Genomic DNA, 13,381 nt, shown 5'->3' with positions numbered 1-13,381 from the left:
GATCACCACATGGCCGTGACCCTCGACGAGCAGAGCCGCGCGATCATCGACGCGACGAACTTCGCCACCCTCGCCACCCTCAACCCGGACGGCAGCCCGCAGACCTCGGTGGTCTGGGTCGGCCGGGACGGCGACGACCTGCTGTTCTCCACCCTGGTCGGGCGGCGCAAGGAGAAGAACCTGCGCCGCGACCCCCGGGTGAGCGTGAGCATCCTCGACAGCGCCAACCCCTACGCGTACCTGGAGGTGCGCGGCACGGTCACGCTCACCGAGGACGGTGGCCGGGAGCTGATCAACGCGCTGGCGCGCAAGTACACCGGCCAGGACTACGCCGCTGACGGCCCGGACGACGTGCGCGTCGTGATCCGGCTCACCCCGCAGAAGGTCTTCAGCCGCGGCTGAGCGAGTCCGAGCCGCCTCGCCTGGCTCGTCGGGCTCGTCGGGCCGGGTGGCGTCCCGCTCCTCGGGAAGCCGCCTTGACGAGCCCGGTGGCCAGGCCGCAACCTGCGGCGAGCGCCCGTGCGTGAGCGGGTGCCAGAGGAGGCGGCAGCATGGTGACCAGCCAGAACGAGGCAGCGGCCGGGGCCGAGCCCGGTGCCCGGCCCGGTGGTGGCCGGGCGCTCAACCGGGTGGCCCTGGCCAGCTTCGTGGGCACCGCCATCGAGTTCTACGACTTCTACATCTACGGCACGGCCGCCGCCCTGGTCATCAACTCGGCGTTCTTCCCGAACCTCTCGCCGGTGATCGGCACGCTCGCGGCGTTCTCCACGTTCGCGGTGGCGTTCATCGCCCGGCCGCTCGGTTCGCTGCTGTTCGGCCACTTCGGTGACCGGGTGGGCCGCAAGTCCATGCTGGTCGCCTCGCTGCTCACCATGGGCCTGTCCACGGTGGCCATCGGCCTGCTGCCCAGCCACGCCACGATCGGGGTGCTGGCACCCGTGCTGCTGGTGGTGTTGCGCTTCCTGCAGGGACTGGGGCTGGGCGGCGAGTGGGGTGGGGCGGCCCTGCTCGCCGCGGAGTACGCGCCGCGCGGCAAGCGCGGCTGGTACAGCACGTTTCCGCAGATCGGACCGTCCATCGGGTTCTTCGCGGCGAGCGGCGCGTTCCTGGTGCTGTCCAGCCTGCAGAGCGACGAGGCGTTCCGGGCGTGGGGCTGGCGGGTGCCGTTCCTGGCCTCCGCGCTGCTGGTGGTCGTGGGTCTGGTGGTGCGGCTGCGCATCGCTGAGACGCCGGTGTTCGCCGAGGTGATCCGGCGCCAGGAGCGCAGTTCCCTGCCGCTGGTGGACATGCTGCGCACCGCGCCGGTCCGGCTGCTGCTCGGCGGCGGCACGATCATCGTCTCCTACGTGCTGTTCTACATCGCCACCACGTTCGGCCTGTCCTACGCGACCAGCACCCTGCACATCCCGAAGAACACCGTGCTGTTGTTGCAGGTCGTGGCCATCTGGGCGATGGCGGTCGCCACGGTGCTGGCCTGTCGGGCCTCCGACCGGTTCGGCCGGCGCGCGGTCCTGCTGAGCGGGTGCGGGTACGCGGTCGTGGCCGGTCTGCTGTTCTTCCCGCTGCTGGACACCAGGTCGCTGCCGCTGGTCTGCCTGGCCTTCGCCCTGGCCCTGGCCGGGATGGGCTGGGTCTACGGTCCGCTCGGCGCGTTCCTGCCCGAACTGTTCCCCGCCCGGTTCCGGTACTCGGCCTCGTCGTTCGCCTACAACCTGGGCGGGGTGCTCGGCGGTGCGCTGGCGCCCACCATCGCCACCTGGCTGGTCGCCGGGTTCGGGTCCGCCTCGGTCGGCTACTACATGGCCGGCGCGGCCGTGATCAGCCTGCTGTGCGTGCTGGCCCTGCCGGAGACCAGGCAGACCCAGCTGTGACGCGTGCGGGGTCGGCCGCTTCGGCGGCTGGCCTCGCGCGGCCGCTGCCGCGGGCGATCGCCGGTGGTGCGCGACGCGGCGTGGGTCACGTGTGCCTGGTCCCGGCCGGCGGTTGCCCGTAGCGTCGCGGCACGTGGCGATCCAAGCGGTGCTGTTCGACTTCTCCGGTACGTTGTTCCGGTTGGAAAACGAGGCGTCCTGGCTGGGCGGCCTGATGGATGACGCCACCACCCCGTTGGACGCGCGTGCGCAGGCGGAGCTGCTGCACCAGCTGACCGTGCCGACCGGTCCCGCGATCGCGGGGCTGGGTCCGGACGTGCAGCGGGCGTGGCAGCGGCGTGACCTCGACCCGGAGCTGCACCGGACGGTCTACCTGGCGGTGATCGAGGCGGCCGGGGTGCGGGACCGCGCGCTGGCCGAACGGATCTACGAGCAGATGGTCGACCCGGCGAACTGGGTTCCGTACCCGGACGCGGTGGCGGTGCTGCGCCGGCTGTCCGAGGCCGGCCTGGCGGTGGGCGTGGTCAGCAACATCGCCTGGGACATCCGCCAGTCCCTGGACGAGCACGGCGCCAGCGGGTACGTCGACGAGGTCGTGATGTCCTACCAGGTGGGCGCGGTGAAGCCGGAGCCGGAGATCTTCCGGCTCGCCTGCGCGCGGCTGGGGGTGGCGCCGGAGCACGCGCTGATGGTCGGCGACAGCGCCGAGGCGGACGGTGGCGCGGCCGCGGTGGGCTGCGCGGTCGCCCTGGTCGAGCCGCTGCCCACGGCGCAGCGACCGGACGGCCTGGTGGCCGCGCTGACCGCGCGGGGCGTGCTGCGGTAGTCGGTGTGGCGGCAGCCGGTGTGGCGGCCGTCGGGTGTGGCGGCCATGCGGGGGCGGCCGGTGTGGGTGGCGGCCATGCGGGGGAAGCCGTCGCGGGTGGCCGCCGCGTTGGGCCGGCCGGTGCTGGCGCGCGCGTTGTAGCACGATGTTCGGCTGATGCCGTGAGATTCACCCGTTCGGTGTTCGGGTTGTCCACAGCCCTCGGGGTTGTCCCCAGCACCACGTCGTGGGGTGTTTCCGGGCGGGGGTGGCGGATAGGCTGGACCCGGGGTCGCCCCCCTGGGAAGGGTGGGGGTTTGTTCTGGGGTGGGTGACAGCCCGCTGAGCAGCCTGGACGGCGGTTTCGCCGGGGTGTTGGCTCACCGGGCGGACTCGGCCCCACGCTGGGTGAGCGTGCCCGTACCATCTTTGCGTGAGCCTCCACCTCTACGACACCGCAACCAGAAGCGCTCGGGAGTTCCACCCGATGCGGAACGGGACGGCGTCGATCTACGTGTGTGGGGCGACCGTGCAGGGCGTTCCCCACATCGGCCACGTTCGTGGCGCGCTCAACTTCGACGTGTTGCGCCGCTGGCTCGCCCGGGACGGCGCGGACGTGCTGCTGGTGCGCAACGTCACCGACATCGACGACAAGGTGCTGGCCAAGGCCGCGCAGGCGGGCCGCCCCTGGTGGGAGTGGGCCGCCCAGCACGAGCGCGCGTTCGAGGCCGCCTACGACGCACTGGGCTGCCTGCCCCCGTCCATCGCTCCCCGGGCCACCGGGCACGTCACCCAGATGGTGGAGCTGATGCGGCGGCTCATCGACGCCGGGCACGCCTATGCCGAGGCCGGCGACGTGTACTTCTCGGTGAGTTCGTTCCCGGAGTACGGCCAGCTGTCCGGCCAGCGCCTGGACGAGGTGCAGCAGGGCGAGTCCGCGGGCGTTGGCAAGCGCGACCCCCGCGACTTCACGCTGTGGAAGGGCGCCAAGCCCGGCGAGCCGTCCTGGCCGACGCCGTGGGGTCCGGGCCGGCCCGGCTGGCACCTGGAGTGCTCGGCCATGGCCACCGCCTACCTGGGCGCCGAGTTCGACATCCACGGCGGCGGCATCGACCTGGTGTTCCCGCACCACGAGAACGAGCAGGCCCAGTCCAGGGCGGCCGGCGACCCGTTCGCCCGCTACTGGCTGCACAACGCCTGGGTCACCATGAGCGGCGAGAAGATGTCCAAGTCGCTGGGCAACGTGGTGTCCATCCCCCAGATGCTGGACCGGGTGCGCGCCCCCGAACTGCGCTACTACCTGGTCGCGCCGCACTACCGGTCGACCATCGAGTACTCCGAGGCGGCGCTGTCCGAGGCGGTTGCCGCGTATCGTCGCATCGAGGGTTTCCTGCGCCGGGTGGTGCAGCGCGTGGGCGCGGTCGCGCCCGGTGCGCTGACCGCGGAGTTCGTCGCCGCCATGGACGACGACCTGAGCACGCCACAGGCGCTGGCCGCGGTGCACACCGCCGTCCGCGAGGGCAACACCGCCCTGGACGCCGGTGACGACGCGGCCGCACGGGCCGCGGCCGAGGCGGTGCGGGCGATGACCGGACTGCTCGGGCTGGACCCGCTGGACCCGAGGTGGGCCGAGGCGGTGGCCACCGACGCCGGCCCGCGCCGGGCACTGGGCAGCCTGGTGGAGACCCTGCTGGAGGAACGCCAGCGCGCTCGCAAGGACCGTGACTTCGCCACCGCGGACGCCTTGCGGGACCGGTTGGAGGCAGCCGGAATCGCCGTCGAGGACACCCCCGACGGTCCACAGTGGACATTGAAGGACGACTGAGTGCCAGGCAATTCCAGGCGCCGGGGCGCGATGCGCAAGCCCGGCTCGAAAAAGGGCGCGGTCGTCGGCTCCGGCGGGCAGAAGTCCAAGGGTCTGCACGGCAAGGGGCCGACACCCAAGGCCGAGATGCGGCCCGGGCACCCCGCCCAGCGCCGGGCCGCGGCCAAGGCCAAGGTCGCGCAGCAGGCCAAGCAGCGGCGCAAGGGCGCGGCAGAGGCACCGGAACTGATCGCCGGGCGCAACCCCGTGGTCGAGTGCCTGCGCGCCGAGGTGCCGGCGACCGCGCTGTACGTCGCCATGGGCATCGACGCGGACGACCGGGTCGCCGAGGCGGTGCGGCAGGCCGCTGACCGGGGCATCTCCGTGCTGGAGGTGGGCCGTCCCGAACTGGACCGGCTCACCGGCGGCGCCATGCACCAGGGACTGGCCCTGCAGGTGCCGCCGTTCGAGTACGCCCACCCCGACGAACTGCTGGAGACGGCCACCGAGTCCACCGAGCCCCCGCTGCTGGTCGCGCTGGACGGGGTGACCGACCCGCGCAACCTGGGTGCGGTGGTGCGCTCGGCCGCGGCGTTCGGCGCGCACGGCGTGCTGCTGCCGCAGCGGCGCAGCGCCGGCATCACCGCGGTGGCCTGGCGGGCCAGCGCGGGCACCGCCGCCCGGGTGCCGGTGGCCCTGGCCACCAACCTGACCAGGACGCTGCGTGACTGGGCGGCACAGGGCCTGATGGTCGTCGGCCTGGACGCCGACGGCACGGTCACCGTGGACGGGCTGGACCTGGCCACCGGCCCGCTGGTGGTGGTGGTCGGTTCGGAGGGCCGGGGCCTGTCCCGGCTGGTGCGCGAGACGTGCGACCAGACCGTGTCGATCCCGATGGCCGCCGGCGTGGAGTCGCTGAACGCGTCGGTGGCGGCCGGCGTTGTGCTCGCCGAGGTGGCGCGACGCCGCCGCCTGGCCGGCCGGGTCTGACCCGGTCCTGGTCGGGGCGGCGCCCGGCACCGCGCGGCGCGGCGGCGTGCTGGTGGGCGCCGGTGCCACGGCGGTGACGGCTGGACCGGGCCGGTGCGGGCCACCCCTGTGGTGGCGTGCGCCGGCCCCGACGCCGGCCGCCCGAACACGAGCCCGGACCGAACGCGAACCGGCACGAACCCAGACCGAACACGAGCCGGCACGAACCTGGCACGGCACGGACCAGCAGTACGGACCGCACGGCACGGCACGGCACGGCAAAATCCTGGTTCGCGGCCTGCTACCCAGCGAACTCGGTTAGGGTCACTGCTCGCCCCCTCCCCTGCAGCAAGGCACCAGGATGTCGTTCGCCACTCCCCTGTTCCTGTGGTACTTCATGCCGGCGGTACTCGTCGCCGTCCTGATCACCCCGCGGGGCTGGCGCAACGGTGTGGTGGCCCTGGCCAGCCTGCTCTTCTACCTGAGCGCGGCCGGCGCGACCACGCTGCTGCTGTTGGCCTGCATCGTGGCCAACTACCTGGTCGGGCTGCGGCTGGAACCGGACGGGCCCGGTGCCGACCAGCGGGTGCGGCGCCGGCTGTTAATCGGGATCATCGGCTTCGACCTGGCCATGCTGGTGGTGTGGAAGTACGCCGGGTTCGCCACCCAGCAGCTGGCCAACCTGGCCGCGGTCTTCGGCGGGGACTTCCCCGTGACGCACCTGGCGCTGCCGATCGGCATCTCGTTCTACACGTTCCACCACATCTCCTATGTGGTGGACATCTACCGGGGTGAGCGGCCGGCGCTGCGCAACCCGGTCTCGTTCGTCACCTACATCGCGATGTTCCCGCAGCTGGTGGCCGGGCCGATCGTGCGGTTCCGGGAGATCTCCGACCAGCTGCACCAGGAGCGCACGCACCGGCTGGACGACATCGCCGCCGGCTTCCCCCGGTTCGCGCTCGGGTTGTGCAAGAAGGTCATCATCGCCGACTCGCTGGCGCCCATGGTGGACGCCTGCTTCGCCACGCCCTCCAACCAGATGACCTTCGGCATCGCCTGGCTGGGCGCGGTCGGCTACACCCTCCAGCTGTACTTCGACTTCTCCGGCTACTCGGACATGGCCATCGGCCTGGGCCGGATGCTGGGCTTCCGCCTGCCGGAGAACTTCGCCCGGCCCTACTCCTCGGTGACCGTGACCGAGTTCTGGCGGCGCTGGCACATGTCGCTGTCCCGCTGGTTCCGCGACTACGTCTACATCCCGCTGGGCGGCAACCGGCGCGGGGTCGGCCGGACCTACCGCAACCTGTCCATCGTGTTCGTGCTGACCGGGTTCTGGCACGGCGCGAACTGGACGTTCCTGGTGTGGGGTGTCTACCACGGCGCGCTGCTGGTGATCGAACGCGGTTTCGGCTGGGACCGCACCCCGACCAGCCTGGCCGGGCGGATCGCGCGCCGGGTGCTCACCCTGCTGCTGGTGGTGTTCGGCTGGGTGTTCTTCAAGGCGCCGGACATGGGCCAGGCCCTGAGCATGCTGGGCCACATGCTGCTGCCCGACTTCGGTGGGTTGACCGACGCGGTGGACACGGCACTGACCAACCAGCGGCTGGTGATCCTGCTGCTGTGCGCACTGGTGGTGTTCCTGCCGACGCAGCCCGTCACCGGCCCGTTCCTGGAGTCGGCCCGGGGGGTGCCCGCGGCCACGCTGCGGGTGGCGGTGATGACGGTCGGGCTGGTCTACGCGGCGATCCTGATCGCCAGCGGCACGTTCAGCCCGTTCCTCTACTACCAGTTCTAGGTGGGGACCGGTGTGGCGCGTCTCCGCCAGAGCCGTTCGGCTGGTGCGTGGGTGGGACCGGTCACGCCGCACCCTCCAGCCGTGACCACGAAGAGTTATCGACCTACTCTGTTTAGGTACACCCTTAGCTGCGGTAGCGAATGAACTGGCAGTAGCTTCTACCTTTCGAGGTGGGGACAAGCATTTCGTAAAGGGGTTAGGTGGCTGGGTCAGCAGCGCGGACGAGCCGGCGGGGACCGTGAGGCCGACAGGCTCTGTCCGGGCCGTCCTGGCCCACCGGGAGTTCCGGGGGCTGTGGATCTCGGCAACCGTGTCAACCGTGGGTGACCAGCTCGCGGTTGTCGCGCTGTCCCTGCTCGTCTACGCCCGCACCCAGTCCGCGGCGTGGACCGCGACCAGCTACGCGCTGACCATGCTGCCCACCCTGGTCTCCGGTCCGCTGCTGGCCTGGCTGGCCGACCGGTACCCGCGGCGCGCGGTGATGGTGTGCTGCGCGTGGGCGCAGGCGGCGCTGATGGCCGTCATGGCCCTGCCCGACCTGCCGCTGCCCCTGATGATCGTGCTGCTGGTGGCCGTGCAGATGATCGCGTCACCGTTCCTGGCCGCGCAGGAGGCCACCCTGCCGCTGGCCCTGCCGGCCAGGGACTACGACCACGGGGTGGCGCTGTTCGGGTCCTCCGCCGACATCGCGCAGATGGTGGGGCTGGCCAGTGCCGGCCTGGTGGTGACCGCGGCGGGCCCGCACACCGCCCTCGCCGTCAACGCGGCGACGTTCGTCCTGGTCGCGGTGCTGGTGCAGGTGACGTGCGTGGCCAGGCCGGCGGCCGACCCGAGCCGGGCGGCCCGTGCCGGTGCCCCGGAGGGCGGGGACCGCGCGGGCGCCCCGGGCGCTGTCCCTGGGGACGGTGGGGCGGCCAGGACGAGCGCGTTGGCGGTGATCCTGGGCAGCCCGCTGCTGCGGTCGACCCTCGGGCTGCGGTTGCTGGCCGGGTTCGCCATGGTGCCCGAGGGCCTGGCCGTGCCACTGGCCGACCGGCTCGGCACGCCGTGGGCGGCCGGGCTGCTGCTGGCCGTCGAACCCGCCGGGAACGTGCTCGGCGTGCTGCTGCTCTACCGGCTGGTGCGCGACGACCGGGCGCGCGAACGGCTGGTCGGCCCGCTGGCGGTGGTCTCCCTGGCGCCGCTGATCGGCTTCGCACTGCACCCGAACCTGCCGGTGACCCTGGTGTTGTTGCTGGTGGCGGCCATGGCCGGGGCGTACCACACGCCCGCCAGAGCGGTGTGGGGGCGATCGGTGCCCGACGCCTACCGGGGGCGGGCACACGGCATCGCCCGCACGGCGCTGCGGGCCAGTCAGGGAGGTGGCATGGCGGTCGGGGGTGGCGCCGCCCAGCTCGCCGGGTCGGTCACCACCGCGCTGGCCGGGGCTGGCGTGTTGGGTGTGTTGCTGGCCTGGTACGGGGCCCTGTCCTGGCGTCGGCTGCACCGCATGGCCAACACTGGGACATCGGCGTAGGCACTGGCACCTTCACCACTCACGGTTGCGTGACATAACGTCTTATCTCATCTCTCACCAGGAGTGACTAGGGACAACGACAACGGGATCACCACTCGCGGTTGCGCAGCACGCTGATCACCCCCGACCGGGAGCAGGGTTTCACAGGAGTCCTCGTAGATATACACCGTCAGGTAAGTAGTTTGACCGACGCAAGCCAAGACGAAGCCAAGCACATGCCTCTACTGCCCACCAGATGGGCGATCTGGTCGCTGCCGGCCAGAGCCATTGCCTATCTCCTGAGCGTGGAGGCGGTGGTATTGGTCGGTGTGGTCTGGATGCTGTCCAACGACCACCTGCCCACCACCGGTGACTGGGTCCGGACCGCGACGCTGGCCACGGCCAGCCTGGCGCACCACATCGCGGTCCGCCGTGCCGAGGAGGAGCGTCGGGACAGCGCACGCGGCCCGCACATGGACCTGACCTCGGTCTGGACCTTTGCCGCGGTTCTCGTGCTGCCAAGTGTGTGCACCGTCACGTTGATCATGCTCATCCGGATGCTCATCCAGCCGATCGCCCGGCGCAAGCTGTACCAGCTGGTGTTCAGCACGGCCGAGATCCTGGCCAGTGTGCTGGCGGTGCGGGTGTTGATCAAGCTGACCGGGGTGGCCGTGCACCCCAGCGCGACCGGACTGGACGACCTGGTGATGGTGGTCGTGCTGGCTGTCGCCGCGGTCATCTACGGCGGCATCCAGGCGGTGGCCGTGGGCGGTGCGATCAAGCTGACCCAGCCGGGCACCCGGTGGCGGCAGGTGCTGGGCTCCCGGGAGGACAACCTGCTGGAGGTGACCACCCTGGGCGCCGGCGCGCTGCTCGGGGTGCTGATGACCGGCCACTGGGCCGCGGCGCTGCTGGCCGTGGTGCCGGTGAGCATGGCCAACATCATGCTGGACCGCACCCGCCAGCGGCACGCCTACCTGCACCGGCTGCTCGGTGAGCAGCAGCAGTTGCTCGACGAGCAGCAGCAGCGCCACCAGCAGCTCACCGAGGACGCGCACACCGACTACCGCACCGGCCTGCTCAACTCCAACGGGCTGGCCGAGTACGGCGAGCGGCTGGCCCAGCGCTGCCTGCAGGACGGCCAGGAGGTCACCGTGCTGGTGATCGACCTCGACCACTTCAAGTCGATCAACGACACCTGGGGCCATCCGGCCGGCAACGCCGTGCTGGCCGAGGTGGGCCGGGTGCTGCGGGAGAAGTTGCGGCCGGACGACCTGGCCGCGCGCGACGGCGGCGAGGAGTTCGTGGTGGTGCTCGCCGACACCAGCACCAGCGAGGGCGTTGTGGTGGCCGAGCGCATCCGCTCCGCCATCGCCACGCTGACCGTGATCACCAAGGACAAGCGGCACAACCTGATCTCGCTGCGCGGCCGCAGCAGCGCCGACCCGCTCGGCGGGCGGAGCGGCCCCAAGGCGATCTCCGCGTCGATCGGCCTGGCCACCATCCCCAACTGCGGCACCAGCCTCGGCATGGCCCAGCACTCCGCGGACACGGCGGTGTACGAGGCCAAGGAGCGGGGCCGCAACCAGGTCTGGGTGGCCCGCCAGGACGGCGGTGGCCTGCGGATGTGCCCGGCCGACGCGTTCTCCGAGGCCGAGCAGGACGGCGGCGACGACCGCAGGGGACCGGGGCCGGGTGGCCCGACCGGCCGGTCCGGCAGCGGGTCGTCCGATGCCGCGCTCGCGTCCTGACCGAGCGGCCAAGCGGGGTCGAGCTGGGCTGCGCCGGGTCGGGCCGGGGTGGGCTGGGGCTAGCGCACCGCCGCTTCGGTCCAGGCGCGGTCCAGGATCTCGGTGACGGTCTGCTCCACGGTGTGCGTGGACGTGTCCAGCCACAGGCCCAGCCGCGGGGTGTCCTGGCGCAGCCCCTCGTCCAGCTGCTGCACCGTCCACGTCCCGTACGCCTTCTTCGTCCGGCCCGCCTCCCTGGCGGCCACCGCCTCCTGGCTCGGCGCGAGCACCACGAGCAGCAGTGGCCGACTGTGGATCTGCTCGACGAGGTGGCGCAGTTCCGCACCGAGCACCACGTCCTGCGCCACCACGGTGAAGCCGGCCTGGAAGTAGGTGTCGGCCGCCTGCGCGGTGAGTCGGTGCCGCAGTCGGAGCTGGGCGACCGCGTCGGCGTGCTGTTCCGGGGTCATGTCGGCGCCACCGTTGACAATCATGCGGCGGAACGTGTCGCCACGCAGGTGCACCGACTTCGGCAGGCGCTCGGCCAGCGCCTGGGCCACGGACGACTTGCCGGCCGCCTGGATGCCGGTGATCAGCACGACGGCCTGGGAGATACCTGACATTCGCCCATGATCCACCGGGCATTCCACCCGCCGCGACACATTTCCGGCCCGGGTGCGTCCCCCGTACGACCTCCGCCGGTGCCGGCGGCGTGACGTGAGCAGGTTGACACCGAGCGGTCAGCGCGAGCGCGGATCGGCTGGCGCAGCCAGACGAGAGCCTGGTTGACACCGAGGGGGCGGCGGCAGGTGAGCGATCGGGACGCCGCGTTCGCAGTTCAGCGACTGGGTCAACGGGACGGCACGAGCCGGGCGTACCAGGCCGGCGTTTGGCGTGGTCCGGGCCGACAACGGCAGTGACACCGGGGTCGGCGAGCTGTCACCGAGGTGTACCCGGCCAACGACACGCTGCCCACGGATCCGCGCGACTGGCCGAACTGGCCGCGGCCGCCGGCTCGCCGTGCGGTGAGCCGGCGGCGGGGAGGACCGGTGGTGGCGCGCCCGCCGTGTGCTCCCCGTTCCGCCGCGGTGCCCCTGCCTGACTGGGAAAAGCCCGGTTTGACGCAAGGCGAACGGTCAGTCGGGATACCGTGAGCGGGTGACGGTGTTCGGGCGGCAGCACATACCCAACCTGCGGCAACAGGGCGCCGGCCCACAGCAGGGCCTCGACCGGCCGCAGCCGGCCCCCGGTCAGCCCCGGCAGGGCCTTGGGCAGCCCAGGCATCCGGGTCTCGGCCAGCCGGGGCAGCGGCCCGGTGTCCCACTGCCCGGCCCGCAGCAGCCCGGTGCGGGCCAGCCCGGCCCCGGTCCGGTGGGTCCCGGCCAGCAAGCCGGTCCGGGCCAGGCAGGTCCCGGCCAGCAAGCCGGTCCAGGCCAGGCAGGTCCAGGCCAGCCGGGTACCGGTCCGGCCAGGCCGGTCCAGCCGCAGCAGGGTCCTGGGCCCCGGCAGCCGGGGCGGGCCTGGTGGCGGCCACCGGCCGCGCTGCCACCCGTGCACGAGGCGTGGCTGCCCCGGGAGCACGCGCTGCACCGGCCCCGACACGGCGGCCGGCAGTGGACCGCGCTGGTGTGCGCGTCGATCTTCTTCGCGGTTCCGGTGCTGTCGGTGATGTTCGGTGCCCGCCCGGCCGAGATCGAGAACCGCCCGCCGGCCGAGTTCCCCAGTCTGAGCCAGGGGTGGGGGTTCTTCACCGGCCTGAGCCAGTGGGCCACCGACCACCTGGTGTTCCGGGCGGCGGCGGTGCAGGCGGCCGACGGGATCAGCCGGGGCGTCTTCGGTGAGCCGGCCCCGTTCGACCAGGGCGACAACGACCAGAGCGGGCCGCTGACCGGCAGCACCGGCGACACCAGCCAGACCACCCAGCCCGGCCAGAGCCAGCCCGGCGGCGCCGACGGCGACAGCACCCAGCCCGCACCGGGCGGCGTCGACCCCAACGTCAACGGCCGGGCCGTGGAGGGCAAGGACGGCTGGCTGTACTACAGCCGGGACATGGACGCCAAGTGCAACCCGGCCCAGCCGCTGGACCAGACGATCCAGCAGGTGCAGCGGCTGCGCCAGGTGGTGGAGGCGTCCGGCCGGCGGTTCGTGTTCGTGGTCGCCCCGGACAAGACCACGATGGTGCCGGAGACCCTGCCCGACGACTACCCGAACAAGGAGTGCGCGCAGCAGGCCACCGCCCAGTTCTGGCAGCGGGTGCCGACGGAGACCGGCGCGCTGGACATCCGCCAGCGGCTGGAGGACGAGGAGGCCAGCATCCACCGCGTGGTCTACCACAAGCTGGACACGCACTGGACCGACGAGGCCGGGATCGTGCTGGCCAAGGCGGTCGCGGAGCAGGTCAGGCCCGGGGTGACCGCCACCTGGCAGGACAGCGAGGGCCAGTCCTGGCAGACCAAGGCCGACCTGCCCCCGTTGCAGGGCCGCACCGGCACCAAGTCGGGCCACTTCTACCGGCTGCGGCCGGACGGCTCGGAGAACCGCACCCAGTCCATGCCGGAGTCGTTCAACTCGCAGGTGGTGCGCTTCTCCACGCCGCCGATCACCGGCACGGTCAGCGACCGGGTCGGCTGGCTCGGTGACTCGTTCACCCTGCCGACCGGCCCCTACCTGGGCGCCGCGTTCAACGACATCTCCCTGGTGCACTACCAGGTGCTGGCCGACCACACCGACGACGTGATCAACATGCTGACCGACCGGCAGGTGATCGCGGTCGAGGTGGTCGAGCGCACGCTGGCCAGCGGCTCGGTGCCGTTCCTCAACCCCTCGTTCATCGACAGGCTCGGCCAGGCCCTGGCCGCCCACCCGGTCAACTGACGCCGGGGCCCCGGGCCGATCCGGCCCGGGGTCACCCA

Annotated in this window: 10 protein-coding genes; 9 read left to right on the top strand and 1 reads right to left on the bottom strand. The window is 72.2% G+C overall.

Features of this window, described 5'->3' with window-relative positions:
• Window positions 1–9: 9 nt before the first annotated feature.
• From LX83_RS07895 to LX83_RS07860, 8 genes are all read left to right on the top strand, one after another.
• Window positions 10–402, top strand: a complete 393-nt coding sequence (locus LX83_RS07895; RefSeq protein ID WP_253768677.1) for a PPOX class F420-dependent oxidoreductase — start codon at window positions 10–12, stop codon at window positions 400–402.
• A gap of 149 nt (window positions 403–551) precedes the next feature.
• Entirely contained in the window at window positions 552–1,871 is a 1,320-nt protein-coding gene (locus LX83_RS07890; RefSeq protein WP_253768675.1) for an MFS transporter, read from the top strand.
• A 133-nt stretch (window positions 1,872–2,004) separates the two neighbouring features.
• Window positions 2,005–2,697: an HAD family hydrolase gene (locus LX83_RS07885; RefSeq protein ID WP_253768672.1), complete on the top strand. Its 693-nt coding sequence runs from the start codon at window positions 2,005–2,007 to the stop codon at window positions 2,695–2,697.
• A 412-nt stretch (window positions 2,698–3,109) separates the two neighbouring features.
• Window positions 3,110–4,501 (top strand): cysteine--tRNA ligase, encoded by a 1,392-nt coding sequence (gene cysS, locus LX83_RS07880; RefSeq protein ID WP_253768669.1) that lies wholly within the window; start codon window positions 3,110–3,112, stop codon window positions 4,499–4,501.
• Window positions 4,502–5,470 (top strand): 23S rRNA (guanosine(2251)-2'-O)-methyltransferase RlmB, encoded by a 969-nt coding sequence (rlmB, locus tag LX83_RS07875; protein ID WP_253768667.1) that lies wholly within the window; start codon window positions 4,502–4,504, stop codon window positions 5,468–5,470. It begins immediately after the preceding gene.
• A 340-nt stretch (window positions 5,471–5,810) separates the two neighbouring features.
• The gene (locus LX83_RS07870) at window positions 5,811–7,244 is read left to right on the top strand and encodes an MBOAT family O-acyltransferase (RefSeq protein ID WP_253768663.1); all 1,434 of its coding nucleotides are present in this window, start codon (window positions 5,811–5,813) and stop codon (window positions 7,242–7,244) included.
• Window positions 7,245–7,482: 238 nt separating this feature from the next.
• Complete coding sequence (locus LX83_RS07865; RefSeq protein WP_308203932.1) at window positions 7,483–8,760, top strand: MFS transporter; 1,278 nt, start codon at window positions 7,483–7,485, stop codon at window positions 8,758–8,760.
• Between the two features lie 293 nt (window positions 8,761–9,053).
• Window positions 9,054–10,490, top strand: coding sequence for a GGDEF domain-containing protein (locus LX83_RS07860; protein ID WP_253768655.1), 1,437 nt, complete (start codon window positions 9,054–9,056; stop codon window positions 10,488–10,490).
• Window positions 10,491–10,549: 59 nt separating this feature from the next.
• On the opposite strand, the gene LX83_RS07855 is transcribed toward LX83_RS07860, so the two are convergent.
• Window positions 10,550–11,092, bottom strand: coding sequence for an AAA family ATPase (locus LX83_RS07855; protein WP_253768651.1), 543 nt, complete (start codon window positions 11,090–11,092; stop codon window positions 10,550–10,552).
• A 928-nt stretch (window positions 11,093–12,020) separates the two neighbouring features.
• Here LX83_RS07855 and LX83_RS07850 point away from each other — a divergent pair.
• Window positions 12,021–13,343: an alginate O-acetyltransferase AlgX-related protein gene (locus tag LX83_RS07850; RefSeq protein ID WP_253768648.1), complete on the top strand. Its 1,323-nt coding sequence runs from the start codon at window positions 12,021–12,023 to the stop codon at window positions 13,341–13,343.
• Window positions 13,344–13,381 lie beyond the last annotated feature (38 nt).

Source organism: Goodfellowiella coeruleoviolacea (genome assembly GCF_024171785.1).
Lineage (GTDB): Bacteria > Actinomycetota > Actinomycetes > Mycobacteriales > Pseudonocardiaceae > Goodfellowiella > Goodfellowiella coeruleoviolacea.
Note: the sequence above shows the minus strand (reverse complement) of the source record. Positions and strands in the feature narration are given on the sequence as shown.